Origin of the sequence: Niveibacterium microcysteis (assembly GCF_017161445.1) — a bacterium.
Lineage (GTDB): Bacteria > Pseudomonadota > Gammaproteobacteria > Burkholderiales > Rhodocyclaceae > Niveibacterium > Niveibacterium microcysteis.
Window position 1 is genome coordinate 2,740,665 of the sequence record NZ_CP071060.1, and the last position, 25,938, is coordinate 2,766,602.

Annotated in this window: 26 protein-coding genes; 19 read left to right on the plus strand and 7 right to left on the minus strand. The window is 62.9% G+C overall.

Annotation, left to right across the window (positions count from 1 at the left end):
* Positions 1 to 2 precede the first annotated feature (2 nt).
* The 7 genes from rsxB to JY500_RS12460 are packed head-to-tail and all read left to right on the plus strand — an operon-like array spanning position 3 to position 5,735.
* The gene (gene rsxB, locus JY500_RS12430; RefSeq protein ID WP_172202945.1) at positions 3 to 554 is read left to right on the plus strand and encodes an electron transport complex subunit RsxB; all 552 of its coding nucleotides are present in this window, start codon (positions 3 to 5) and stop codon (positions 552 to 554) included.
* On the plus strand, positions 554 to 2,254 hold the full coding sequence (gene rsxC / locus JY500_RS12435; protein WP_206252762.1) for an electron transport complex subunit RsxC: 1,701 nt from the start codon (positions 554 to 556) through the stop codon (positions 2,252 to 2,254). The genes rsxB and rsxC overlap by 1 nt, the downstream gene beginning before the upstream one ends.
* A 15-nt stretch (positions 2,255 to 2,269) precedes the next feature.
* Positions 2,270 to 3,274, plus strand: coding sequence for an RnfABCDGE type electron transport complex subunit D (locus JY500_RS12440; RefSeq protein ID WP_206252768.1), 1,005 nt, complete (start codon positions 2,270 to 2,272; stop codon positions 3,272 to 3,274).
* Between the two features lie 9 nt (positions 3,275 to 3,283).
* Complete coding sequence (locus tag JY500_RS12445) at positions 3,284 to 3,919, plus strand: RnfABCDGE type electron transport complex subunit G (protein WP_172202948.1); 636 nt, start codon at positions 3,284 to 3,286, stop codon at positions 3,917 to 3,919.
* 10 nt (positions 3,920 to 3,929) lie between these two features.
* The gene (gene rsxE, locus JY500_RS12450; RefSeq protein ID WP_172202949.1) at positions 3,930 to 4,610 is read left to right on the plus strand and encodes an electron transport complex subunit RsxE; all 681 of its coding nucleotides are present in this window, start codon (positions 3,930 to 3,932) and stop codon (positions 4,608 to 4,610) included.
* A 15-nt stretch (positions 4,611 to 4,625) separates the two neighbouring features.
* Positions 4,626 to 5,258, plus strand: coding sequence for an endonuclease III (gene nth, locus JY500_RS12455; RefSeq protein WP_206256475.1), 633 nt, complete (start codon positions 4,626 to 4,628; stop codon positions 5,256 to 5,258).
* 45 nt (positions 5,259 to 5,303) lie between these two features.
* A complete protein-coding gene (locus tag JY500_RS12460) occupies positions 5,304 to 5,735 on the plus strand; it encodes a DUF1841 family protein (RefSeq protein WP_206252769.1) in 432 nt (143 codons plus the stop codon).
* Between the two features lie 78 nt (positions 5,736 to 5,813).
* Here the strand turns inward: JY500_RS12460 and JY500_RS12465 are convergent, their stop codons facing one another.
* Both JY500_RS12465 and JY500_RS12470 read right to left on the minus strand, forming a co-directional pair.
* Positions 5,814 to 6,131, minus strand: coding sequence for a c-type cytochrome (locus tag JY500_RS12465; protein WP_206252771.1), 318 nt, complete (start codon positions 6,129 to 6,131; stop codon positions 5,814 to 5,816).
* An 11-nt stretch (positions 6,132 to 6,142) separates the two neighbouring features.
* Entirely contained in the window at positions 6,143 to 6,463 is a 321-nt protein-coding gene (locus JY500_RS12470) for a c-type cytochrome (protein WP_172199114.1), read from the minus strand.
* A 179-nt stretch (positions 6,464 to 6,642) separates the two neighbouring features.
* Here JY500_RS12470 and JY500_RS12475 point away from each other — a divergent pair, with 179 nt between their 5' ends.
* From JY500_RS12475 to JY500_RS12495, 5 genes are all read left to right on the plus strand, one after another.
* Complete coding sequence (locus tag JY500_RS12475) at positions 6,643 to 7,494, plus strand: AAA family ATPase (RefSeq protein WP_246479900.1); 852 nt, start codon at positions 6,643 to 6,645, stop codon at positions 7,492 to 7,494.
* A gap of 21 nt (positions 7,495 to 7,515) precedes the next feature.
* Positions 7,516 to 8,694 carry a vWA domain-containing protein gene (locus tag JY500_RS12480; RefSeq protein ID WP_206252778.1) on the plus strand — a complete coding sequence of 393 codons (1,179 nt, stop codon included), beginning with the start codon at positions 7,516 to 7,518 and terminating at the stop codon, positions 8,692 to 8,694.
* An 8-nt stretch (positions 8,695 to 8,702) separates the two neighbouring features.
* Positions 8,703 to 8,963: a SemiSWEET transporter gene (locus tag JY500_RS12485; RefSeq protein WP_206252784.1), complete on the plus strand. Its 261-nt coding sequence runs from the start codon at positions 8,703 to 8,705 to the stop codon at positions 8,961 to 8,963.
* Positions 8,964 to 9,019: 56 nt separating this feature from the next.
* A complete protein-coding gene (locus tag JY500_RS12490) occupies positions 9,020 to 10,645 on the plus strand; it encodes a mechanosensitive ion channel family protein (RefSeq protein WP_206252791.1) in 1,626 nt (541 codons plus the stop codon).
* 173 nt (positions 10,646 to 10,818) lie between these two features.
* Positions 10,819 to 11,727, plus strand: coding sequence for an amino acid ABC transporter substrate-binding protein (locus JY500_RS12495; RefSeq protein WP_206252793.1), 909 nt, complete (start codon positions 10,819 to 10,821; stop codon positions 11,725 to 11,727).
* 72 nt (positions 11,728 to 11,799) lie between these two features.
* Here JY500_RS12495 and htpG read toward each other — a convergent pair whose 3' ends face one another.
* Positions 11,800 to 13,719 carry a molecular chaperone HtpG gene (gene htpG, locus JY500_RS12500; protein WP_206252795.1) on the minus strand — a complete coding sequence of 640 codons (1,920 nt, stop codon included), beginning with the start codon at positions 13,717 to 13,719 and terminating at the stop codon, positions 11,800 to 11,802.
* Between the two features lie 62 nt (positions 13,720 to 13,781).
* Between htpG and JY500_RS12505 the strand changes: the two genes are divergently transcribed.
* The gene (locus JY500_RS12505) at positions 13,782 to 15,581 is read left to right on the plus strand and encodes a sensor histidine kinase (protein ID WP_206252797.1); all 1,800 of its coding nucleotides are present in this window, start codon (positions 13,782 to 13,784) and stop codon (positions 15,579 to 15,581) included.
* On the opposite strand, the gene greB is transcribed toward JY500_RS12505, so the two are convergent.
* The gene (gene greB, locus JY500_RS12510; protein WP_206252805.1) at positions 15,572 to 16,120 is read right to left on the minus strand and encodes a transcription elongation factor GreB; all 549 of its coding nucleotides are present in this window, start codon (positions 16,118 to 16,120) and stop codon (positions 15,572 to 15,574) included. The two genes, JY500_RS12505 and greB, sit on opposite strands and share 10 nt — an antisense overlap.
* 54 nt (positions 16,121 to 16,174) lie before the next feature.
* Entirely contained in the window at positions 16,175 to 16,411 is a 237-nt protein-coding gene (locus tag JY500_RS12515; RefSeq protein ID WP_172199086.1) for a BTH_I0359 family protein, read from the minus strand.
* A gap of 280 nt (positions 16,412 to 16,691) precedes the next feature.
* On the opposite strand from JY500_RS12515, the gene JY500_RS12520 reads away from it, so the two are divergent.
* Positions 16,692 to 16,904 (plus strand): YdcH family protein, encoded by a 213-nt coding sequence (locus JY500_RS12520; protein WP_172199083.1) that lies wholly within the window; start codon positions 16,692 to 16,694, stop codon positions 16,902 to 16,904.
* A gap of 201 nt (positions 16,905 to 17,105) precedes the next feature.
* On the plus strand, positions 17,106 to 17,936 hold the full coding sequence (locus tag JY500_RS12525) for a DUF2189 domain-containing protein (RefSeq protein WP_172199080.1): 831 nt from the start codon (positions 17,106 to 17,108) through the stop codon (positions 17,934 to 17,936).
* Here JY500_RS12525 and JY500_RS12530 read toward each other — a convergent pair.
* On the minus strand, positions 17,909 to 18,748 hold the full coding sequence (locus tag JY500_RS12530; protein ID WP_206252807.1) for an endonuclease/exonuclease/phosphatase family protein: 840 nt from the start codon (positions 18,746 to 18,748) through the stop codon (positions 17,909 to 17,911). The two genes, JY500_RS12525 and JY500_RS12530, sit on opposite strands and share 28 nt — an antisense overlap.
* Before the next feature lie 52 nt (positions 18,749 to 18,800).
* On the opposite strand from JY500_RS12530, the gene JY500_RS12535 reads away from it, so the two are divergent.
* Positions 18,801 to 20,411, plus strand: coding sequence for a hypothetical protein (locus tag JY500_RS12535; protein WP_206252808.1), 1,611 nt, complete (start codon positions 18,801 to 18,803; stop codon positions 20,409 to 20,411).
* A gap of 85 nt (positions 20,412 to 20,496) precedes the next feature.
* Here JY500_RS12535 and JY500_RS22160 read toward each other — a convergent pair whose 3' ends face one another.
* A complete protein-coding gene (locus JY500_RS22160) occupies positions 20,497 to 20,790 on the minus strand; it encodes a hypothetical protein (RefSeq protein WP_246479919.1) in 294 nt (97 codons plus the stop codon).
* On the opposite strand from JY500_RS22160, the gene JY500_RS12540 reads away from it, so the two are divergent.
* The 3 genes from JY500_RS12540 (at position 20,716) to JY500_RS12550 (ending at position 25,450) form a co-directional block, all read left to right on the plus strand.
* The gene (locus tag JY500_RS12540) at positions 20,716 to 21,561 is read left to right on the plus strand and encodes a cation diffusion facilitator family transporter (RefSeq protein ID WP_246479901.1); all 846 of its coding nucleotides are present in this window, start codon (positions 20,716 to 20,718) and stop codon (positions 21,559 to 21,561) included. The genes JY500_RS22160 and JY500_RS12540 overlap by 75 nt on opposite strands.
* A gap of 11 nt (positions 21,562 to 21,572) precedes the next feature.
* The gene (locus JY500_RS12545) at positions 21,573 to 22,406 is read left to right on the plus strand and encodes an HDOD domain-containing protein (RefSeq protein ID WP_206252809.1); all 834 of its coding nucleotides are present in this window, start codon (positions 21,573 to 21,575) and stop codon (positions 22,404 to 22,406) included.
* 176 nt (positions 22,407 to 22,582) lie between these two features.
* Complete coding sequence (locus tag JY500_RS12550; protein ID WP_206252810.1) at positions 22,583 to 25,450, plus strand: adenosylcobalamin-dependent ribonucleoside-diphosphate reductase; 2,868 nt, start codon at positions 22,583 to 22,585, stop codon at positions 25,448 to 25,450.
* Positions 25,451 to 25,938 lie beyond the last annotated feature (488 nt).

The window sequence follows — 25,938 nt, forward strand, 5'->3', positions numbered from 1 at the left end:
CGATGCTGAGCGCACTTCTCGTGATGGCCGGCCTGGCCATCGTCATTGGCGCGGCGCTGGGTTTTGCCGCGGTCAAATTCCGGGTCGAGGGTGACCCGCTGGTCGACAAGATCGACGCCATCCTGCCGCAAACGCAATGCGGCCAGTGCGGATTCCCCGGTTGCAAGCCTTACGCTACCGCGATCGCCGGCGGCGAAGCCGATATCAACCAATGCCCGCCCGGCGGCGAGGAAGGTATCCGCAAACTCGCTGACCTGCTGGGCCGCGAGTTCAAGCCGCTCAACGCAGAGAACGGTGTCGAGAAACCCAAGTCCGTCGCTGTGATCGATGAGAACACCTGCATCGGCTGCACGCTCTGCATCCAGGCCTGCCCGGTCGACGCCATCGCCGGCGCCGCGAAGCAGATGCACACGGTGATCGACCCACTCTGCACCGGTTGCGAACTCTGTCTGGCGCCCTGCCCAGTCGATTGCATCACGATGGAACCGGTTGGTGAAACCGTCGATACCTGGAAGTGGCACTACCCCGTGATTCCGATCAGGACAGCCGCCTGATGCTGCGCAAACTCTTTAAGTTCAACGGCGGCGTCAAGCCGGCCACAAACAAGGCCGACTCGACGCGCGAGCCCATCAAGGCTGTGCCGCTTCCGGCGCAACTGATCGTTCCTCTGCATCAGCACGTAGGCGGCACACCGCATCCGCTGGTCGCACCGGGCGACGTCGTATTGAAAGGCCAGCGCATCGGTGCTGCAGACGGTAACGTTTCCAGCGCGGTGCACGCCCCCACATCCGGGCGCGTCGTGGCTGTCGAACCGCGCGTCATGGCGCACACCTCCGGGCTCACCACGCTGAGCGTGGTCATCGAGCCGGATGGAGAGGATCGCTGGATTGATTGCGAACCGATATCGCTGCGCGCAATGGGCGCCGACGAGGTCCGCGACGAATTGCGCGACGCGGGTGTCGTCGGCCTGGGTGGCGCGGTATTCCCCAGCCATCTGAAGCTGAAACCCGCCAAGGGCGGTACCGACACGCTGGTTATCAATGGCGCCGAGTGCGAGCCCTTCATCACCTGCGACGATCTGCTGATGCGCGAACGCGCCGACCAGATCGTCCGTGGTGCCGAGATCATGCAGCAACTGCTGCAGGCCCGTCGCGTATTGATCGGCATCGAGGACAACAAGCCGGAAGCCGTTGCCGCCATGCAGCAGGCCGTCAGTGCGCGCGGCGCAGGCACGATGGAAGTCGTTGCCATTCCGACCCGCTACCCGGCTGGCGGCGCCAAGCAACTGATCCGCGTGCTCACCGGTATCGAAGTACCCCACGGCCGCCGCTCGACCGACTACGGCGTGCAGTGTTTCAACACCGGCACCGCGTATGCGATTGCGGATGTCGTCGATCGCGGTCGTCCGCTGGTTTCGCGCATTGTGACCGTCGCTGGCAACGTCGAACGCCCCGGCAACTACGAAGTGCTGTTCGGCACGCCGATGGACCATGTCGCCGCACTGGCCGGCGTCAAGCCCGGTACCGACCGTTTCATCATGGGCGGCCCGATGATGGGCTTCCGCATGCCGGCTTACGATGTGCCAGTCGTCAAGGCGACCAACTGCATCCTGGTCGGCAGCCCCGAGTTGTTCCCGGCCCCGGCGCCCGAAATGGCCTGCATCCGATGCGGCGAGTGCGCGCGCGCCTGCCCGGCTGATCTGCAGCCGTTCGAGCTGTACTGGCATTCGCGCGCGAAGAACTTCGGCAAGGCGCAGGAATACCACTTGTTCGACTGCATCGAGTGCGGCTGCTGCGCCTACGTCTGCCCGTCGCACATCCCGCTGGTCGATTATTACCGGTTCTCCAAGAGTGAGATCTGGGCGCGCGAACGGCAGAAGGATGCGGCCGATGTGGCGCGCGACCGCTTCGAGTTCCGCAACGAACGAATCGAGCGCGAAAAACGCGAGAAGGCCGAAAAGCTCGCAGCCAAAACGGCGGCCGGTCGCGCCGCTGTGAGCACTCCAGCGACCGACACGGCAGCGGCTGCCACGCCGGTCACCGGTTCGGACAGCGCCGAAGACTCCAAGAAAGCGCTGATCGCCGCCGCGATGGCGCGCGCCAAAGCACAGCGCGAGGCCATCGCTCCGCAAAACACCGAAGCGCTGACCCCCGATCAACAGGCGCAGGTCACCGAAGCGGATGCGCGCCGCGCCGCCCTTGCGCCTGCGGACGGCGACGCTGCAGCGCAGCCCACCGAACAAAGCGCCCGCTGAAGGCTGACGACCACGATGTCTCTCAATTCACCCTACCTGCGCAAGCCCACCAGCGTTACCCGCGTGATGGCCGAAGTGCTGCTTGCGCTGATCCCAGCGGTCGCGGTCTATGCCTGGTTTTTCGGCGTGGGGATCCTGGTTCAGATCGCGCTCGCCACCGTGGCGGCAATTGCGTTTGAGGCGGGTTTCCTCAAGCTGCGCGGGCGCCCGATCGGTCGCTCCCTGGCAGACCTTTCGGCCGTCGTCACCGCGTGGTTGATCGCGTTGGCCTTCCCTTCCATCGGCCCCTGGTGGCTGGTCGTCGCCGGCACGGCATTCGCCATTGTGGTTGCCAAACACCTCTACGGCGGCCTGGGGCAGAACCCGTTCAACCCGGCGATGGTTGCGTATGCGGTGATGATCGTTGCCTTCCCCGCGCTGATGTCACAGTGGCCCGGCGCCGGCCGCTTGGACGCATCCGCGCAGCTGGACCTGATCTTTGGCGGCGCGCGGGCTGTCGACGCCATCACCGCCGCCACCCCGCTCGATGCACTGCGCACAGGCCTGCGCGCCGAAGGCAGCAGCGTGAATGCACTGCTGCAAGGCGAGGGATTTGGCCTTTTCGCTGGCCACGGTTGGGAGTGGATCGCCTTCGCCTTCCTGATCGGCGGGCTCTACCTGCTCGCACGTCGGATCATCACCTGGCACATCCCGGTCGCGTACCTCGGCAGCCTCGCGGCGCTGGCGACCATCGCGTCGATTGCTGCGCCACAGAGCTATCCCGGCCCTGTCTTCTCGCTGTTCTCGGGTGCCGCGATGCTTGGCGCCTTCTTTATCCTGACCGATCCGGTTTCAGGCGCCACCACGCCGCGTGGCAAGCTGATTTACGCCGCGGGTGCAGCTCTGATCACATGGATCATCCGGCACTTTGGAGCGTTCCCCGACGGTGTTGCGTTCGCGACCTTACTGATGAACCTGTGTGTGCCGCTGATCGACATGAAGACCCAGCCACCCGTGTTCGGCCACAAAACCAAGAACTGATCCGACGCCATGAACGAACCGACGGCCGGCGGCCTATCCCTTCGCACCGCTCTGGCGATGCTGGTGTTTACCTTGGTCTTCACCGCCTTCATGGCAGGCGGCTACCTGCTTACGCGCGACCCGATCGCGCGCAGCGCGAAAGCTGAAAAGCTGTTACTGATCGACCAGATCCTGCCACGCAGCGGGTATGACAATGCGCTGCTCGACGACGTGATCAGCCTGCCGCCTACGCCGGAGCTCGGCCTCGATCAAGGCGGCCAGGTATGGCGTGCACGACGCGCAGGCCAACCGGCCGCCCTGGTGATGGAAGCGGTGGCGCCAGATGGCTACGCTGGGCGCGTCGAACTGATCGTGGCGGTCGCCGCCGACGGCCAGGTGCTCGGCGCCCGCGTCACGCAGCACCGCGAAACACCAGGCTTGGGCGACTACATCGATCCGCGCAAGGACAAGAACAAGGCGCATCCGTGGATCAGCCAGTTCGAGCGTCCTGCACGCGATTTGCCACCCGCGGCATGGACGGTGAAGAAGGACGGCGGCGCCTTCGATTACAACACCGGCGCAACAATCAGCGCACGTGCGGTTACCCGCGCGGTCGGCCGCGTCGCAGCCTACGCGGCAGCGCACCGCGACGCACTGTTCCAGTGAGGCAAACCCAATGAACCTGCAGCATCTGCGCGAAATCGCCCACGCCGGTATCTGGAAGAGCAACACCGGCCTCGTTCAACTGCTCGGCCTGTGCCCGATCCTCGCCGTATCCACCAATCTGATCAACGGCATCAGCCTCGGGCTGGCTACCGCGGTTGTGATGGCCATCTCCGGCGCCGTCGTCGCGGCGCTACGCAATCTGATCCCCTACGAGATCCGCATCCCGGTGTTCATCCTGATCATCGCGGCGCTGGTCACGGTGCTCGACCTTGCTTTCAACGCCTATCTGCACAGTCTCTATCTGGTGCTCGGCATCTTCGTACCGCTGATCGTCACCAACTGCATCGTTCTTGCGCGCGTAGAGGCGTTTGCTGCCAAGAACGGGCCGTTGTCCTCTGCGGTTGATGGCTTTGCGATGGGCGCGGGCCTTGTTTGGTTGCTCGCACTGCTGGGAGGCATGCGTGAACTGATCGGCACGGGCCATCTGTTCAACGGCATCGACATGATCATCCCGTCGGCCCAACCTCTGCGCGTACTGCCCGAGGCTTATCCCGGATTCCTCGTTGCGATCCTGCCACCGGGCGCCTTCATCTCGCTCGCCTGTCTGATCGCAGGCAAGAGCTGGCTGGACGCGCGCGCGGCCAAGCGCGCTGCCCAAGCCCGCCCAGCTGCAGAGCCCGCCTCCGCCTGAGCAATGCCCAAGTTGATGCCGCGCGCCGCGGTCGCCGAGGCGTTTCAGCGCTGGCAAACGGCCAACCCGACGCCGACAACCGAACTCGAATACGGCAACGGCTTCCAGTTACTTGTGGCCGTCGTCCTCTCGGCGCAATCCACCGACAAGGGCGTCAACCTCGCCACGCGCCGCCTGTTCCCGGTTGCGCCCGATGCGGCCGCCATGGCAACGCTTGGCGAAGCGGGCATCGCGGAGCACATCAAGACGATCGGCCTCTACCGCAACAAGGCGAAGAACGTCGCGATGCTCTCGCGCATCCTGCTCGAGCGACATGCCGGCGAAGTGCCGGCTGACCGGGGTGCGCTTGAGGCGCTACCCGGCGTCGGCCGGAAAACCGCCAACGTGGTGCTCAACACCCTGTTCCGCCAGCCAACCATGGCGGTGGATACGCACATTTTCCGTGTCGCAAACCGGATGGGCCTGGCCCCCGGCAAAGATGTGCTGGAGGTCGAGAAAGCCCTGCTCCGGCGGGTACCCAAGGACTTTCTACTGGATGCGCATCACTGGCTGATTCTCCATGGCCGCTATGTGTGCACCGCGCGCAAACCCTTGTGCGGCCAGTGCATCGTTCGTGATCTATGTGAGTATCGGGACAAGACCGACTGAATCAGTCCTTACCGCGTCGCCCCCACTTTTCAGAGAGCCAACACCGTGTTCAATCCATCACGAGACCAAGCGCGCCGTTTCTTCATCGACGCCTGGCAGAAGCATCGCCAGCGCACCGGGCTCGCGCCACTGGAACAGGTCGCCGCCGAACTGATCGAACAGCACCCGGAATACCACGCGCTGCTTGACGACCCAGAGAGCGCGGAAAAGGACTTCTCGCCCGAAGACGGGCAGATCAACCCGTTTCTGCACCTGTCGCTTCACCTGGCGATTCACGAGCAACTGTCGATCGATCAACCGCCAGGGCTGCGTGCCGCCTACGACGCCTGCCTCGCGGTGCGGGGCGACCGCCATGCAGCGTTGCACGACGTGCTCGAATGCCTCGGCGAAACGATCTGGCAAGCGCAGCGCAGTGGCACAGCGCCCGACGCCGTTGCTTACGTCGAGGCCGTCTGGCGACGCTCCCGTCTGGCCTAGCCTTCAAGGCGGACTCACTGAAAGAAAAGCCCGGCGGCGGCAGCCCGCCGGGCTTCTTGTCGTGGAGCGGAGCCCCGGTCAGCGCTTCACGATCACAAGCCCCTTCTGGGCCGAGAAATAGGCTGCCAGATCGGCGACATCCTCTTTCGAGAGCGGCGCCGCCATGCCCATCATGATCGGGTTCTTGCGTTTGCCGGCCTTGTAGTCGGTCAGCGCGCGCACGATGTAGTCCTCATGCTGCCCAGCCAGCTTCGGAAAATCCGGCGAGGCGGAGTTTCCGTCGGCACCGTGGCAAGCCGCACAGACGGTGGACTTCTCCTTGCCCTTCACTGCGTCACCCGCTTGGGCGAGCGGCATTGTCAGAAGCGCAAGAAGCGCCAGCGGCAGAATCTTCATGTCGGCCCTCCTCATTTCTGTGCTCCGAAATGGGCTGCAATGTCGGCCATGTCCTGCTCCGACAAGGGCGCGACCTGCCCTGTCATCGTCGGATGGCTACGCTCGCCGTTCTTGTACTCCTGCAGTGCACGTAGGATGTATTCCGGATGCTGCCCACCCAGCTTGGGGACGTGATAGACGCTCGGAAAAGTGGTTTTGTAGTCCGGAATACCGTGGCAACCAAGGCACATCGCAACCTTCTTGCGACCGGCTTCGGGATTGCCCTGTACCGCGAGGGCTGCGCCGCTGGCGAACAGCAACGCAATGACCAACAGCCCCTTCATTCTTTTCATGAGTCCCCTCTGATGGTGTGGATTGGGAGGCGTTGAAGCGAACTGATTCTATGTCGCGGTGTTTTCGGGCGTCAAAGCACCTTTTGGAGACCCTGCCTTGAGCAGGGTCAATGCGCATGTTTGTTGCGCAGGCAGACGTTGCGCCGCATGATGCCGACTCTGTCTTACGCCTTAGCCAAATCATGAGCCTTCGATTCCAGGGATCCGATCAGTACGTCGCCACTGCAGACCTGATGCTGGCAGTCAACGCCGCGATTCAGCTTCAGCGCCCGCTGCTGATCAAAGGTGAGCCGGGCACCGGCAAGACGATGCTCGCTGAAGAAGTCGCCGGCGCGCTGGGCCTGCCGCTGTATCAATGGCACATCAAATCCACCACCAAGGCCCAGCAGGGTTTGTACGAGTACGACGCGGTATCACGCCTGCGCGACTCGCAACTCGGCGACGACCGCGTCAAGGACATTGGCAACTACATCGTCCAGGGCGTGCTGTGGAAAGCCTTTACGCATGACGCGCCGTCGGTGGTGCTGATCGACGAGATCGACAAGGCCGACATCGAATTCCCGAACGATCTGCTGCGCGAACTCGACCGCATGGAGTTCCATGTTTACGAGACCCAGCAGACGATACGCGCGCGCCACCGGCCCATCCTGTTCATCACCTCCAATAACGAAAAGGAACTGCCGGACGCGTTCTTGCGCCGCTGCTTCTTCCACTACATCAAGTTTCCGGACAAGGAAACGATGGAAAAGATCATCGGTGTGCACTTCCCCGATATCCACGAAAAGCTGCTGCGCGCCGCCCTCGAAGTATTCTTCGAGTTGCGCGAGGTACCGGGGCTTAAGAAGAAACCGACCACGTCCGAGTTGCTCGACTGGCTGCGCCTCCTGGCCTCCGAGGAGATCCCGGCCGAGAGCCTGCGTGCTGCGGGCAACAAGCCGGTGGTGCCACCGCTCGCTGGTGCACTACTGAAGAACGAGCAGGACATCGCGCTGTTCGAGCGCCTCGTCGCGATGGCCAAGCACAACCGCTGAACGGCACAGCACGCATCAGCCATGCTGACCGATTTCTTCCTTCACTTGAAGGCGAGCCAGATCCCGGTCTCCACCAAGGAGTTCCTGACGCTGCTCGAAGCACTGCAGGCGGGCGTGATCGGGCCGAGCATCAATGACTTCTACATCCTCGCCCGCGCGACGCTGGTCAAGGACGAGAGTCACTACGACAAGTTCGACCGCGCGTTCGGCAGCTTCTTTAAAGGCATTACGGAACTCCCGGGCCTCGAAGCCGACATCCCCGAAGACTGGCTGCGGCGAGCGGTGCAACGCATGCTCACCCCTGAGGAGAAGGCGCGCCTCGAGAAGCTTGGCTGGGACAAGCTGATGGAGGAATTCAAGCAGCGCCTGCAGGAGCAGAAAGAGCACCACGCCGGTGGCAACAAGTGGATAGGCACCGGCGGCAGCTCGCCCTTCGGGGCGCACGGCTATCACCCTGAAGGGATTCGCGTTGGCCCGGAATCCGCTGGCAACCGCACGGCAGTCAAGGTGTGGGATCAGCGGCAGTACCGGAACCTCGACGATTCGGTTGAACTCGGCACGCGCAACATCAAGGTGGCGCTACGCCGCCTGCGCCGCTTTGCGCGCGAGGGCGCACAAGACGAACTGGATCTCGACGGCACGATCGCCGCCACGGCGCGCAACGCCGGCTGGCTTGATCTGAAAATGCGGCCCGAGCGCCACAACGCGGTCAAGGTGCTGATGTTCTTCGACGTCGGCGGCTCCATGGACGACCACATCAAGGTCTGCGAAGAACTCTTCTCGGCGGTACGCGGCGAGTTCAAGCACCTTGAGTACTTCTACTTCCACAACTGCGTCTACGAATCGGTATGGCGAGACAACCAGCGCCGTTTCGCGACCAAGCGCCCATTGCAGGATGTTCTGCACACCTACGGGCCGGACTACAAACTGATCTTCGTTGGCGACGCGACGATGAGCCCTTACGAGATCATGGTGCCCGGTGGCTCCGTCGAACATTTCAACGAAGAGCCTGGCGCAGAATGGCTGCGGCGCCTGCTCGACGCTTATCCGAGCGCCTGCTGGATCAACCCACAACCCGAGCAAACCTGGCCCTATCGCCAGTCGATCACGCTGATCCGGCAGATCATGGGCGAGCGCATGTTCCCATTGACCATCGAGGGCCTTGAGCGCGCCATGCGCCAGCTCTCACGCAAAACTTGATTCGCACAATGAACCCTATATTCGTCGACCTGCTCGGGTATCTCGCCGCGACGCTCACCACCGTCGCGTTTGTGCCGCAGGCCTGGTTGACCTGGAAAACCCGCTCCGCACACGGCGTCTCGCTTGGCATGTACAGCGTGTTCATCTGCGGCATCACAGCGTGGCTGCTCTATGGTTTTCTGATCAGCGCCTGGCCGGTCGTCATCGCCAACGCGATCACGCTGCTGCTGGCGGCCTTCATCCTTTCGATGAAGCTTCGATTCGGTTAAACCCTGCGCACAACAAGGCGCTATCATCGGCGCACCATCCGGTGGAGCCGTGATTCATGCGTTCACTCGTTCGCCTGCCGCACAGCCTTGTCGCGCTACTGATCCTGCTGCTGATGCCGATCCTGGCATTGGCCGCCGAGAAACCGCCGCAGCCGGAAGAAGCCAATCTTGTCGTGGCCAATCGGCATATCGCCACCTTCCGGGCCGAGTTCGGTGGCGCCACGCCGCGCGCTCGCGCCGAGCGCGCCGCGCGCCGGATCGAGCTCGCCAGCGAAGCAGTAAAACCGCTCAAGACCAACACCGTCAGCTACAGCCTTGACGGCAAGTCCGGCATCGCAATCCGAGCCGGCGACCAGATCCTGTTCGCGCTGGTCCCCGCGGACCTCGAAGCCGACGCCGGACTCACCCTGGAGGCTACCGCCGCGAAGGCGGCCGAAGAGGCGCAGCGGGTTCTCGACGCGTATCACGAGCAAGCAGACGTGAAGGGCATCGTGCGTGGCGTGCTGCTCACGCTCCTCGCCACCGCAATCGCCATCGGCCTGCTCTGGGCCCTGCTGCGCGCCGGGCGGCGTGTCACCGAAAGCGTGCAACAACGCATCGAACGCAAACTCGCGGCGACCGCTGGCGTCGGTTGGGCCCGCTACACCTACGGGATTGTGTTGCGCGTAGCGCAGGTGATCCTCATCGCGCTGGCTCTGGTGCTGGTCGATGTCTGGCTGACCTTCGTACTGAAGCAGTTCCCGATCACAGAACCGCTCGGCGACCATCTGATCGACTACCTGTTCCGCTACACCGGGCATTTTGGCGATGCATTGCTGGGCGCCCTGCCCGGCCTGGTCGCGGTGGCGATCATCATCGTGATTGCCCAGGCGGTCGCAGGCATGGTTCGCAGCATCTTTGACGCGGCGCAGTCGGGCAACCTCAGCCTCCCCGGCGTGCATCCGGAAACCGCGTCGGCCACCCGGCGCATCGTGGTCGGCGGGGTCTGGGCGTTCGCCTTCGCCCTCGCCTATCCATATATCCCAGGTTCCAGCACTGATGTCTTCAAAGGCGTCAGTGTGCTGCTGGGCTTCCTGTTCACGCTGGGGTCAGCTGGTGTCATGAGCCAGCTGATGGGGGGGCTGGTGCTCACCTATGCACGCGCACTGCGGATCGGCGACTACGTGAAGATCGGAGAGATCGAGGGGGTCGTGCGCGAGTTGAGCACGCTGTCGGTCAAGATCGTGAATATCCGTAATGAGGAAATCACGATCCCGAACGCAGTTCTGCTCGGCAGTGCGATCTACAACTACTCCCGCCGCGCTGACTCGCAAGGCACGATGCTGTCGACCAAAGTAACCATCGGCTACGACGCCCCGTGGCGGCAAGTCCATGCGCTACTGATCGAAGCCGCACGGCGCGTACCAGCGATCCGCAAAACCCCGGACCCAACGGTCTATCAGCGCGCACTGAACGACTTCTACGTGGAGTACGAGCTGTTCTGCCAGATTCACGAGGCGCAACAACGCGTGCCGGTGCTCTCGGCGCTGCATGCCTCGATCCAGGACTGTTTCAATGAATACGGCGTGCAGATCATGTCGCCGCACTTCTTCGAACAGCCTGCACAGCCCGTCCTGTCGCCAAAGTCGCAATGGCACGCCCCACCAGCCACCCCGGCGGATTCCGAGCGGCCGCGCTCCTAGCGCGCGGCGGCGTTCCAGCCGGCCAACATTCAGCCGGGCGCTCTACGTAGAACTACGGAAGGCTGCAACGGCAGCTTTACGTACAATGCCGAGGTCATTTTCGCGCGATGGATAGGCTATCGCGCGATTTCCTTTTGTGGACCACAAGTCCGCTTTCGCCAAGGCTTCTACCCATGCAAAAGCTGATTCCGGGCGCGGCATTGGGCGTGGCGCTATGCGCCGTTTCCACCGCGTTGTATGCCCAGTCGACCAATATCGACACCCTCGAAAAGATCCGCCAGACACGCACGATCACGATCGGTAACCGCGAAGCGGCAAGACCCTTCTCGTTCCTCAACGAGCAGAAACAACCGGTCGGATACTCGATCGACCTCTGCCTCAAGGCGGTCGACCAAATCAAGAAAGACCTCAAACTACCCGACCTGAAGGTGCAGTACGTCACCGTCAGTGGCGCAGAGCGCATCCCGAAGCTGCTCGATGGATCGATCGACCTGGAATGCGGCTCTACCACCAACACCAAAGCCCGCCAGGAAAAGGTCGAGTTCAGCTACACGATTTTTGTGGCCGGCATGAAGCTGCTGACCCGCACGAATTCAGGCGTAGCAAGCCACACCTCGCTGGCCGGCAAGCCGGTGGCGCTGTCGAAGGGCACCACGTCGGAGAAGCTATTTACACAGTTGCGCGACTCGGAAATCAGCACGATGAAGCTGATGCAGTTCCCGAATAACGTTGACGCGATAAAGGCTCTCGAATCCGGCACGGTTGCGGCCTTCCCGCAGGACGATGTGCTGCTGAGCGGCCTTCTCAGTACCCGCCCTGACGCTTCGCGCTATACGTTGGTGGGCGACTACCTGTCGGTGGAGCCGTACGCGATCATGATGCGCAAAGGTGACGAACGCCTGCAGGCCGAAGTCGACAAGGCACTCAAGCAAATCTACGCAAGCGGCGAGATCAACGGCATCTACGAGCGCTGGTTCAACACCGACACGCTGAAGCTGCCGATGTCGCGCCTGTTGCGCGATTCGATCATGCGGCCGAGCAAGGAACCGGGCATCGCGCGGGTACTTGGCTACTCGCTATAAGTCGCAGGCTGCAAACAAAACGCCCCGGCACACTGCTGTGCCGGGGCGTTTTCACTTGAGCCTTACTGACGTTCAGCCCAGCATCAGCTGGTTGATACGCTTGACAAAGCCAGCCGGATCCTCAAGCGTGCCGCCTTCTGCCAGCAGCGCCTGATCCAGCAATACGCTCGCCCAATCGTCGAAACGATCGGTGCCGGCCTTGAGCTTCAGCAGCACCTGATGCTTCGGGTTCACTTCGAGAATCGGCTTGGAACTCGGCACATCCTGACCAGCCGCCTTGAGTAGGCGAGCCAGGTTGGTGCCCATGTCGTTCTCGTCCGCTACCACGCAGGCAGGGCTATCGGTGAGTCGGTGCGTGATCCGCACTTCCTTGACCCGATCGCCCAGCGCCGTCTTGAGCTTTTCGAGCACATCCTTGAAGTCGCCGGCCTCGGCCTCAGCGGCCTTCTTCTCTTCCTCGTCTTCCAGCGTGCCGAGGTCAAGATCGCCGCGCGCGACCGACACCACTTGCTTGCCTTCGAACTCGTGCAGGTGGCTCACCAGCCATTCATCCACGCGCTCGGCCAGCAGCAGCACCTCGACGCCCTTCTTGCGGAAGATCTCAAGGTGCGGGCTGTTCTTCGCGGCGGTGAACGTATCGGCCGTGACGTAGTAGATCTTGTCCTGGCCTTCCTTCATGCGCGCGACGTAGTCGGTCAGTGAAACCGTCTGCTCCGGCGTGTCGGCATGGGTCGTCGCAAAACGCAGCAGTTTGGCGATGCGCTCCTTGTTGGCGAAGTCCTCGCCCACGCCTTCCTTCAGCACCTTGCCGAACTCGCCCCAGAACTTGGCGTACTTGTCCTTGTCGTTCTCGGCCAGATCTTCGAGCAACGAGAGCACCTTCTTCGCGCAACCGGCGCGGATGGTGTCGATATCCTTGCTTTCCTGAAGGATCTCGCGCGACACGTTCAACGGCAGGTCGTTCGAATCGACCACGCCGCGCACGAAGCGCAGGTAGAACGGCAGCAGCTTCTCCGCGTCGTCCATGATGAAGACGCGACGCACGTAGAGCTTGAGGCCGTGCTTGACGTTGCGATCCCACATGTCGAACGGCGCATGGCTCGGAACGTAGAGCAGCTGGGTGTACTCGTGGCGGCCTTCCACCTTGGCATGCGACCAGGCCAGCGGTTCTTCATGGTCGTGCGCGACATGCTTGAAGAACTCCTTGTACTGCTCGTCGGTGATATCGGACTTCGAACGGGCCCACAGCGCCGAGGCCTGGTTGACCGTCTCTTCCTCATCGCGCTGGACCTGTTCGCCCTTGTCCTTGTCCCACTCTTCCTTGCGCATGCGGATCGGCTGCGCAATATGATCGGAGTACTTGCGGATGATCGAACGCAGACGCCAACCGGACAGCAGATCGTCCTGGTCCTCGCGCAGGTGCAGGATGATTTCGGTGCCGCGCACTTCACGCTCGATCGGCTCGATCGTGTAGGCGCCGGCGGTATCGCCGGTCATCGAGCATTCCCACTTCACCGCCTCATTGGCCGGCAGGCCGGCGCGGCGGGTCAGCACCGTCACTTTGTCTGCCACGATGAAGGCCGAGTAGAAGCCGACACCGAACTGGCCGATCAGGTGCGCATCCTTCTTCTGGTCGCCGGTCAGGCGCGAGAAGAACTCCTTGGTGCCGGACTTGGCGATCGTGCCGAGGTGGGCGATCACCTCTTCGCGGCTCATGCCGATACCGTTGTCGGAAATCGTCAGCGTCCGCGCCGCCTTGTCGAAGCCCACACCAATCGCCAGCTCGCCGGCACCCTCAAGCAGGTGCGGGTGATCCAAGGCCTCGAAGCGCAGCTTGTCGCAGGCGTCCGACGCATTGGAAATCAGCTCGCGCAGGAAGATCTCGCGGTTGGAATACAGCGAATGAATCATCAGGTGCAGCAGCTGTTTCACTTCTGCCTGGAAGTTAAGGGTCTCGCCCTTGGGTGCCGCTGCGGTCTGTGCCTCACTCATGGATTTCTCCTAGGTCTCGATTAACATGCACGATATGCGTCCGACCCATCCGGATTTCAAGCGTGTCCGATAGCACTGCACAGGCCCACGACGACGACCTGGCCGACACGCAGCTCGCTCTGCCCCGCCGCCCACGCAGCTTGCGGCGGGTCGCCCTGTCCATCGTGGGGACTTACATCCTGCTCGCCGCCGTCATCGTGAGCGGCGCCGCAGTGTTGATCACCCGTGATCGCGACCAGGAAACCCATCGCGCCGAGGCCGAGCTCAGCAGTCTTGCACGCGCCCTTGAAGAGCACGTCGCACGAAGCTTCGGCCAGATGGATACGGTGCTCGATGCGCTGGGCAAACAGGTGGGCGAAAACGGAGGCCCGGAGCGCTTCGGCGAGCGGGCGCTGTATGAACTCACCAGCGAATGGCTGCTGCGCGTTCCGCAGGCGGCGATCGTCTCGGCCTATTCACGCGACGGCGCCCTGCTGTCGGCGACGTATCAGTATCCGCTGACCAAGCACTCGCCTTTGCCCGCAGCGGTTACGCAACGGCTGGCGGCCACCGCCAACGCCGCAATGCAGATTGGCGCCCCGATTCGCGCACCGGACTCCGGACGCTGGTTGATTCCGCTGACACGCCGTATCAATCGCGGCGACGGCAGCCTGGCCGGTTTCCTGACCGCCGCGCTCAGCACCTCGTATTTCGAGTTCTTCTACCAGGACATTCGTCTGACGCGCGACGACGCCATCAGCGTGCTGACCAGCGACGGCACACTGCTGGTCCGCTATCCGGCCAACGACGCGCAAATCGGCGTCGACTTCTCACGCAATCCGGCGATGGTTCGCCCCGCCACGCACGCCACCCGCGTCGTCGAACGCATCTCGTGGATCGACAGCCAGCCGCGCATCATTGCCGCGCGTGGCCTCGATAACTACCCGCTGATCGTCCAGGTGAGCCGGCCGCGCCAGACCGCGTTGCGTAGCTTCTATGCCAACACCGAACGTATCGTCTGGGGCTGCACTCTTTTGTGCGGCTTGCTCGCGGTGCTGGCTTGGGTGGTTTTTGAGGATGTGCGCCGGCGCGAACGCGCTCGCCGCACCCTTCATCGGCTGGCTCAGTCTCTGGAGGCACGCGTCAAGGAACGCACCGCGGAGTTGGAAAGCTCCAACCGCGAACTGCTCGCCTTCAGCTACTCGGTGTCGCACGACCTGCGGGCACCGCTACGCGCGATCAACGGCTTCTCGCATGCGCTGCTCGAAGACTACGCGCCGCAACTGGATGCCACCGGCCGCGATTACCTTCAGCGCGTGGCTCGTGCCAGCGTGCGAATGGGCGAACTCATAGACGAGCTGCTCAAGCTCGCCAACGTGGCGCGCCAACCCCTCGACATCCGCTCCGTCGATCTAAGCGCCTTGGCGGCGGACATTGCCGCCGATCTGAAAAGTGGCAGCCCGGCACGCGCGGCGCGCTTCGAGATTCAACCAGGCATGCTCGCCGACGCTGACGAACCGCTGCTGCGGAACGTGCTGGGTAATCTGCTCGATAACGCATGGAAGTTCACCCGCGATCGAGAGGAAGCGCTGATTCACGTCAGCTGCACCGAGGAGGAAGGCGGGCAGCGCTTCGCAGTGTCGGACAACGGGGTCGGTTTCGACATGGTGTATGCCGGACGTCTGTTCCAGCCTTTCCAGCAACTGCATGGCGGCCAAGGCTATGCAGGCACCGGCATCGGTTTGGCCTCCGCCCGGCGCATCATCGAACGCCATGGCGGCAAGATGCACGCGGAATCCATGCCCGGCGAAGGCACCACGGTGTACTTCACGCTGCCACGCCGCGCAGCGGTTGTGCGCAAGCGGCGCAACCCTCAGTCGTAGCGGATTTCCAGAACCTCAATTTCGCGCCAGCCGGCCGGGCTCGCAAAGCGCACGCTGTCGCCCTCCCGCGCCTTGAGCAGCGCGCGAGCAATCGGCGCAATCCACGATACGCGGCCGCTGCTGGCGTCCGCCTCGTCAACGCCGACGATCTGGAAGGTCTGCGACTCGCCATCATCGACATCACACACGGTAACCGTGGCACCGAAGAACACCTGATCCATCCCCTCCTGCTCAGCCGGATCGACCACGGTGGCACTCTCAAGCCGCTTGATCAAAAACCGGATGCGACGATCAATCTCGCGCAGCCGCTTCTTGCCATAGATGTAGTCGCCGTTCTCAGAGCGATCGCCGTTACTGGCCGCCCAGGACACGATCTGCACGACCTCGGGCCGCGTCACCTTCAACAGGGTGTCGAGCTCGTCCTTGAGCGCAAGGAAGCCCCGCCGCGTCATGTAATTGCGCGTGCCTGCAGGGAGCGACAGTGAAGCGGGCAGCTCCTCGTCGTCCTGATCGGTTTCTTTAGTGAATGCCTTGCTCATGGGAGAAATGCGCGACTTGCCAAGCCGCGAATTCTACCAAGCCCGCTGCGCCACTCAGTGGCGAATCGCGGGATGCGTCATCAGGGCATCGAAGTGCTCGATGAATTCAGCGATCAGCTCGCCATCCTCATCGTCGTCTTCTATTGCCTCGGCCAATTCACGCTTGAAACGTTCGGCCGCCGCGTCGGTCATGAACACACCACGACCCTTGCGCTTGTTGATGACCTCGATGCCGTTTTGGGCGGGGTAAGCCACCACATACAGAAACGGGTTGTTGAACATAACGTGCATGACCGCCTCCTTCCGCGAAGCGCGGGATCAGAATCCCTCAAGGGCCCGATAACCGAACCCTTGGCACTACTTGGGGGAAGGCCCCCCGCATTTCAACGCCGTACTGCTGCCAGTTGTCATTTCCACCGGCGCCCACTAGGATGCACTTAGGTTGACTAACGGCACCCGAGATTGTTCCTGAAGTGCCGTAACAGTCGATGGAGGCCGGTTGCAGGGGGATGCCGCTCGCACAGAAGCGCGCACGCGACCGGGGGGAAACCAGTGTGTTGCCAGCGGTGCCATGAACGACACTTTCGAGAGCGTCACCAGCCTGCGCGCCCGGCTGAACGTGCTGCTTGCCGAGCATCGCGACCTCGATGAGGCGATTGCCCGGCTTGCCGCTCTGCCACCAACTGACGACCTGCTCGTCCGGCGACTCAAGAAGCGCAAGCTCTTCGTCAAGGACCGCATTCTGCTGATCGAACGTCTGATGGATCCGGACGTTCCCGCTTGAACTGCGCAGCCACCCGCAACAAGCGCCATTTATCAATGCCGCCTTCGGCGGCCGCGGCGCCACGGCCGTCCGCAACTGCCGGCCGACCGCGCGAGAACATCCACACTTCCATCCGTCGCAACCTCTGTTTCATCCAAGCTCGTACCCGCTGCACCCCAACCTTGCATTTCCCCATAACGAGAACAGATCCATGGAGGAGACATGCCCGAGCAGCAGAAGACCCCGGACGACAACAACGAGATCCGCTACGAAGAGACCCAGACGCTGATCCCCAAACTGCGCCGGGTGCATGTAGCCGCCGCGCTGGTATGGCTTGGTCGCGGCGCACAGGACATGCAAGCCTGCCCGATCGCGAGCCTTTTTTACGGCTTCTGCTTTGCCGCAATGGGCTTATCGGTCAGCGCGGTTTTTGAGCACGCGTACCAATACACCTCCGCACTCACCTCGGGTTTTCTGCTGTTAGGGCCATTCTTCGCGATGGGCCTCTATGAACTGAGCCGGCGTCGCGAGAAGGGCGAAGGCTGCCGCTTTGCCTCGTCGCTCACCATCTGGCGACGCAACGCGTCGAACATCGGCGTGTTTGCGCTGGTGCTCACCGTGGTCTTTCTCGTCTGGGCCCGTGCGTCCCTGGTGATGTTTGCGCTCTTCTATACCAACGAGATGCCCAACCTCTCCGGCTTCCTGAATCAGGTGATCAAGCTTGAGAACATCGAGTTCGTCGCGGTCTATATCGGCGTGGGGCTGATATTTGCTGCACTGGTATTCGCAATCAGCGTCGTCGCGATCCCGATGATGCTGGACCGCCGTGCGGATGCGATCACGTCGATGTTCACCAGCGTGGCGGTTGTTGCAGCCAACCCGGCGGCCATGCTGGTGTGGGCCTTCCTGATCGTCGCGCTGACCCTGATCGGATTCCTGACCTTCCACATTGGCCTGATCTTCCTGATGCCCATGATCGGGCACGGCACCTGGCACGCATACCGGGCGCTGGTGGAACCTGACAATCAGAACAGGTCCAGCACCAACGGCTGATGATCGGAAGCGGCGGTATCAGCGCAGACCTTGATACCACCCAAGGCCGACAGGAGGTTGCTGCTGACGAAGAAATAGTCGCAGCAAAACGGCACTGCCGGCCATTCGGCGCCATGAAGGCCCACCGTATCAGCGTGTGGAGTCTGCTCGTTTAGTGCAGACCACGCGTCTCGCCAGGGGCTGCTCGACACGCCATTCTGAACAGCTCGATAGGCCGGTTCGCCCGGGCGGCAATTGAAGTCGCCGCAAAGTACCGCGCGTGACGGGCGCGGCCTGGGCGCAAATGCGGCGTTACTCTCCTTGCCTTTGGGCGGCGTCGCCTCAGCGTCGCAGGCCTCCTGCTGCAGGCTTGCGAGCCGCTCCGCCTGAGCCAGGCGCGCGCCGGCGGAGTAATACTCAAGATGCGTCGTGAGCACCCGTACCGGGCCGCTCGAATGGTCGACCACGATTTCGACACAGCCACGCTGCATCGATGGTACCGTGGGGTCGGCGGGCCAAGGCAGCAGATGTCGCCAAACCTGCCCCACGGGCAATCGACTCAGGATCAGGTTGCCGAACTGCGCGCGCCCGCCGTCCGACGCCCCGACGTCAACGGCGGGGCCAAAGAATGCGGCGTACCCAGGCAGGCCCTGCCAAAGCCTCTGCACGCCGTCCTCGGTCACGTTGCCCGGCAAGCCGGACATCCCGACCGCCACCTCCTGCAGACAGATCACGTCCGCATCGAGTTCACGCAGAACGCCGATCGTGCGGCTTAGGTCGACACACCCGTCCGCACCGCGCCCCCACTGGATGTTCCAAGATACAATGCGCATCTTTTATGCCTTTCGCGTATCCGCTCGATTCGCCTCGCAAGGAGCAACTACTGTGACCGCGCCAAGTTTTGGACGTCTGCGTCAGCGCCTGACCACCCCAATCACCCTGCCCCGCCTTCGCATCGTGCGTCCAGCCACTGCGCCCGGCGTCGGGCTGGATGTGGGCGCGTGGATCGAGGCGCTGCCGCTGGATCGGCCGCTGGTCTGCTGCGAGACGATCGTATCGCGCCTGCGATCGGTAATCTCAAGCATCATCGCGCCGTCAGACCGTTTCGACACACTGGAGCGCGTGCTCGATCACGTTGCGCCGCTTCTGACTCGGCTCGAAACGGTGCCCGACGGGCGTGCCGGCAACTCGAGCGATGTTCGCGAAACCGCCGCCATCGCCGACCGGGCGCTGGAACGATTGGCAATGACCTTCGCCGAAATCGCAATCAACGAAGCCCGTGCTCGGCCCGATCGCCGCTTCCAGGTGCCCAAATTCTGCCGCCGCGCTGCGCTGCGTGCCTGCCAACTGGCCCACCGCCGCGTTTTGCTGGCCTGTCGCGGTTACGGCGAACTCAACGGCGGGCACTGGCGCGTCCTCGCCGAGCTCTACATGGCCGCAGCCACCCGCGGTTTTGAGAACGCCCCGCTGGATAACGACACCGGCGACACGATTGCACGCTTCTTCGCCCGCACGTTGCTGCTGGTGATGGCAGATCCGCACCATCTGTCTCGCCGCAACCTTGAACATGTGCGCTTCTACATTGAGCGTTACGGCCACCTCGCACGCATTCGCACGCGCGAGGACTGGACGGGCGATGCTGAAGGCTGGTTCCCCGCCTGGCCAGCCCACGGCGACATCCGGCGACCGGTGCGACGCGACGAACTCGTTCGTGGCGAAGCCGACCTGCTGCTCGACGCTCATCCTTTGCTGGCCAAGCTCGATGCGCACTGCGAAGGGCTCGCTGCCGGCACCTCACCGACCCGGCTTGGTCTGCCACTCAACGCGCGCGACCCCGAATACATGGAACTGCTGCGCCGCCTCAGAAACCATTGGGGAACGCCACCGCAGCGCAGGCATGTGCGTCGCCGCGCCCACCCGAGCGCGGCACTGGTCTTTGGCTTCGACCAGGTTCGGCAGTTGATGAAGCGGATTGCGGGCAAGCGCCAGGCAAGCGCATCCGAAGCAATGCCGTCGTTCCCTTCAACCGAGTGGGCAATCATGGACCGCAGCGAAGCTGGGCTCAAGCTGCATCAGGAAGCCGAGGATCCGATTGGCGCGGAAGTCGGCGAGCTGATTGCCCTCTCGCCACGCGAAGACGGGGAAGTTCACCTGGCCGTCGTGCGCCGAACCTTTCATCGCAACAGCCATGAAACGGAAATCGGCGTGCAACTGCTGTGCGGGCCCGGCATCGCCGCGCGGTTCAAACCGCCGACTCGCGACTCGCGCGGGCGCGAACGCGACTCGATTCCGATCATCTTCCTGCCGCGCGTCCCGGTGGCCGGCGACACGCCTGCACTGCTGGCCCCGCACGACCAGATCGAGCCGGGCTTGATCGTCGCCTTGCCACACCGGAATGGCGTTGCGCGTTTCGAGGCGACCCAACGCATTGAACGACTCAGCGGATGCGAGTTGATTGGTCTGAAACCCTACACCGGCGCCACTACCGACAGCTGACACATCGGCAATCGTCACACGGCGCGTCGCCGGTTTGCGGCGGCGCGCTAGAATTCGCAGCGCAGGCCCGCATTTCTGCGGGCCCCTAACGCTCGCGCTTATGCCCACCGCCTCTTCGCCGCTCCACGACGACCATTCCAACCACGGCGCAGCGGCGCATGAACACCACGGCCACTGCGGTGGTCATGATCATGACCACGACCATGATGAACACGACCATCACGCGCACGGTCACGGCGGCGGGCACCACCATCATGGCGCCAACAGTAGCGCGCGCACCCTCTCCTTCGCCCTGATCCTCACGCTGGGGTTCGCCGCAGTCGAAACCGCTGGCGGACTCTTCACGGGCTCGCTCGCTTTGCTCGGCGACGCGGGACACATGCTCTCCGACAGCCTCTCGCTCGGGCTCGCGGCATTGGCCGCGCGTATCGCGTTGCGCCCGCCGAGTGTGCGGCACTCTTATGGCCTCGGGCGTATCGAAGCCCTGGCAGCACTTGGCAATGCGGTGCTGATGCTGGTGATTGTCGCCGGCATCTGCTGGGAGGCTGTTGAGCGCCTGCGTCACCCGCAACCAATCCAGGCGCTACCCGCAGTGGCCGTTGCGGTGGTCGGGCTTGCAGTCAACCTGCTCGCGGCATGGCTGCTGATGCGCGGTGAACGGTCACTGAACGTGCGCGCAGCGTTGCTCCATGTGATGGGTGATCTGCTCGGCTCCGTCGCCGCTATTGCAGGCTTGTTGATCGTCTATTTCACCGGCTGGTTGGCCGCCGATCCAATCCTGTCGGTACTCATCTGCGTATTGATTTTGGCGTCGACCCTCAGCATCCTGCGCGAAACGCTTCATGTGCTGCTCGACGGCGTGCCGTCGGGCCTGTCGTTGACTGCCATCGGGCAATGCATCGCGGCGGTGAATGGCGTACGCTCGGTGCACGATCTGCATGTATGGCACTACGGACCAAGTCGCGTCGCGCTATCTGCCCACTTGGTGCTCGACGATTCCGCCGTGTGGCCGAGCGTCCTTGTCGCCGTACGCCAACGCGTAGGAAATGAGTTCGGCATTGAACATTTGACCCTGCAGCCCGAGTTGCAAGGCAACGACCGTTTTCCGCTCGATCGCCTGATCCGGCGGCCCACACCAAAACAAGACTGAGAGGAGCAGCCATGCATCTTGCGCAGGAACTGGTAGCGTATGTCGATCGGCTCGCAACCCTGCCTGATGTATATCTGAAGGTTCGCGCTGCGCTGGACGACCCGGATGTCTCGATAGCCGAAGTCGCAGACGTGATCGCGACCGATCCGTCGCTTACTGCCGCCCTGCTTCGGCTTGCGAACAGTGCGTTCTATGGCTATGCCCGCAAGATCGAATCGATCACCCGGGCGGTCAGCTTGATCGGCCTCGAACAGGTGCATGACCTCGTGCTGGCCACATCGGTCACCGCGATGTTTGCCGGCATTCGCCCGCAACGTATGGACATGGCGCGCTTCTGGCGCGACAGCGTGCGCCGCGGCATGCTGGCGCGCGAAGTGGCACGATCGGTGCGCGGCCTCAGCCCGGAGCGGCTCTTCGTCTCTGGCCTGCTGGCCGACGCGGGCCACCTGGTCATGTACGTCGCCGTGCCCGACTTGATGGCGCTGGTGCTGGACACCCCGCCGAGCGAAGGCGACACCCTCCCGGATGTCGAACGTCGCATCATCGGCTGTGACTTTGCCGAGGTCGGCGCAGCGCTTACCGCAAAATGGCAGTTGCCGGTGACCTTCGGCGTCCTGATCGGATCTCAACTGCAGCCCGAATCTGCCGGCGACAACGCACCGTCGGCCGCCATGCTCAACCTGGTCAGCGCCGTCGCGGCGCAAGCCGGTGGCGCAAGCGAATACGAATACCCGCTTCATCACCGCAGCGAAGCACTCGCGGGTGTCAGCCGCGAGGACGTCGAGGCCACGCTCCCCAGCGTCGAGGCCCAGATGGAGATGATGCTGGCAGTCTTGGCCGCCTGACCCTGCCTGACCGGCGCCACGCAACGTGGCGCCGTTTGCGGCCTGCCCCGCCGTCGGCGCGAACCCGCCGCATACCATCGCTTGATCCACCACAGTTCCGACCTACAATATATTGTGGTTTAATCACGCCTTCCCGTTTTTTGGCACCCCCGCCATTTCCACCTCCGGAGTTCGTCATGAGTCAACGCGAAGCCACCGTATCCCTCGATACATTGCTACCCCAGGAAATCTCGGGCGAAGTGCTGCTTGAGAAGTACGCCAAAGGGTCTGAGCAATCGGTCGAGGACGTACGTCGGCGCGTCGCGCGTGCCTTGGCGGCGAACGAGGCCGAAGATCGCCGCGCCCACTGGGAAGCCAAGTTCGAGTCTGCCCTTGAGGCCGGCTTTGTGCCGGCAGGCCGTATCAACTCCGCCGCCGGCACCAGCCTGGCAGCCACGCTGATCAACTGCTTTGTGCAGCCGGTGGGTGACTCGGTGACCGAGGTCGTCGACGGCCGTCCCGGCATCTACACCGCCCTCGCCGAAGCCGCCGAGACGATGCGCCGCGGCGGTGGTGTGGGCTACGACTTCTCGTCGATTCGCCCGGCCGGTGCGCTCGTTCGCGGCACGCAAAGTCGCGCCAGCGGCCCGGTCAGCTACATGCGCGTCTTCGATCGCTCCTGCGAAACCGTTGAATCGGCGGGCGCCCGCCGCGGTGCCCAGATGGGCGTGCTGCGCTGCGACCACCCGGACATTGAAGCCTTCATCCATGCCAAGGACGAAGGCGATCTCTCCAACTTCAACATCTCGGTTGGCGTGACCGACGTGTTCATGAAGGCCGTGGAAACCGACGGCGAAGTGGAACTCGCACACAAATCGGAGCCCTGCCAGGAGCTGAAGGATGCCGGCGGCTACCAGCGCGAGGACGGTTCCTGGGTGTACCGCAAGATCCGCGCACGCGAGCTGTGGGATCAGATCATGCGTTCAACCTACGATCACGCGGAACCGGGCATCCTGTTCCTTGATCGCATGAACCGCGACAACAACCTGTACTACTGCGAGACCATCGAAGCGACGAACCCGTGCGCCGAACAACCGCTGCCGCCCTATGGCTGCTGCTGCCTGGGTTCGATCAATCTGGTCAAGTTCGTGCGCGATGCCTTCGGCAAGAAGGCGTCGTTCGACTACGAAGCCTTTGGCGAGGTGGTGGAAACGTCGATCCGCATGCTCGACAACGTGCTCGACGTCACCAACTGGCCGCTCGAGAACCAGCATCAGGAAGCCATGAACAAGCGCCGCGTTGGCCTGGGTTTCACCGGCCTCGGCGACGCGCTGATCATGCTGAAGCTGCGCTACGACACCGATGCGGCGCGCGCGATGGCCACCAAGATCTCTGAGTTCATGCGCGATCGCGCTTACATGGCCTCGGTCAACCTCGCGAAGGAACGCGGCGCGTTCCCGCTGTTCAACGCCGACATGTATCTGTCGGGCGGCAACTTTGCGTCGCGCCTGCCGAACGAGGTAAAGGAAAAGATCCGCAAGCACGGCATCCGCAACTCGCACCTGCTGTCGATCGCCCCGACCGGCACCATCTCGCTGGCCTTTGCAGACAACGCCTCCAACGGTATCGAGCCGCCGTTCTCGTACACCTACACCCGCAAAAAGCGGATGGCGGACGGCACGTTCAAGGAATATGCGGTTGAAGATTACGCGTGGCGCGCGTACCGCCATCTGGGCGGCAACGTCGAGAAGCTCCCTGACTATTTCGTGACGGCGCTCGAAATCTCGGCACAAGCCCACAAAGACATGGTAGCGGCCGTCGCACCCTACGTCGATACGTCGATCTCGAAGACGGTCAACGTCCCGGCCGACTACCCGTACACCGACTTTGAAGATCTGTACATGGATGCCTGGAAGGCCGGCCTGAAGGGGCTTGCCACCTATCGTCCCAACAGCGTGCTGGGTTCGGTGCTGTCGGTCGAGCCAAGCAACACCGAGAAGAAGCAACCGCAGGACGTGGTGATCGTTGACCCGAACCGTCGTCTGTCGATCAAGTCCCTGCCTGCGCCAGTTCTTGCCAGCTTGCGCTGGCCGGGTCGCCCCTCGATGCCGGACGGCAACAGCTCCTGGACCTACATGCTTGAGACGCCGCAGGGCGAATTCGGTATCTTCGTGGGCCACATGGAACCCAATGGTGATGCAGTTCCGCGCGGTGCGTTCCCGTTTGAAGTCTGGGTCAATGGCGCGGATCAGCCGCGAGGCCTGGGTGCGGTCGCCAAGACCTTGTCGATGGACATGCGTGCGAACGATCGCGCCTGGCTGAAGCTCAAACTCGACACCCTTGCCCGCTCTGTCGGCGAGCGCTCCTTCGAACTCCCCTTCCCGCCCCATGGCGAGAAGAAGATCGTGCCGGGCGTCGTTGCAGCCTTCGCACAAATCGTCCGCTACCGTTGCGAGAAGCTCGGCGCCTTTGAAGTCGAGGCACCGACGCCCGTTCTGGACGCCGTCTTCAGCCTGCAAGAGCCGAAGACGGGCACCGACGGCACACTTTCCTGGACGGTCGACATCTCAAACCCGGCGACCGGCGAAGAGTTTGTGCTCGGCCTGAAGGAAATCATGCTGCCCGATGGCGTGACGCGTCCTTACTCGATGTGGCTTTCCGGCAACTACCCGCGCGCCCTCGATGGCTTGACGCAGATCCTGTCGCTCGACATGCGCGTCATGGATCCGGCCTGGATTGGCATGAAGCTGCGCAAACTGCTGAACTACCCGGAACCGCTGGGCGATTTCATGGCCTTCGTGCCCGGTACACGTCGTCAGCAGAACTGGCCGTCGACCGTCGCCTACGTTGCACGCCTCGTGATTCACCGCTACGCAATGCTTGGCGTGCTCGACGAAAACGGCTATCCGACGCGCGAGATGGGCATCCTCGAGGCGCCGCGCAACGAACGCGATCCCGAACTGATGCACGGCTCCCTGTGCTCCGAGTGCGGCAACATGTCCGTCATTCGCAAGGACGGCTGCGATTTCTGCACGGCCTGCGGTGCGGTTGGAACCTGCGGCTAACTCCGGCACCCAAACAAAAAAGGTGTGAGTTACAGCATAAGCTGCAGTTCTAACAGCATAAGCCGCATGCTTTCACATCATAATTTGCAGGTAGAAATATGACCCTCAGGCCCATCCAATCCGGATGGGCCTTTCGCTTTTAAGGCGAGTTCATTCGCAACAAGTAAGACGTTTTGCGGCGCTTGATTGAGCGCAATAGCTGCAGAGAGTCTGCCGTCCAGGACTGAGTGTGCGCGACCAATCGAACCACCGACAAAGGAGTCAGGGACGCTGCCGGCGTGGCACGCCGATCAGGGCGGAGTGGTGGCCAGCCCTTCCAGCAGCGGATTCAAGCGGTCAGAATTGCCCGCTGCTAGAAGGCAACTCCTCGTCTTGGCGGCATCGGGCAATGGGGGCAGCGGTCAGAGCAGGCTACCGCTGGGTGGCATCCTCGGCCATAGCGGACATTCGTTACCGTAAGGGACATGTAGCCCATCTTGCACGCGAGA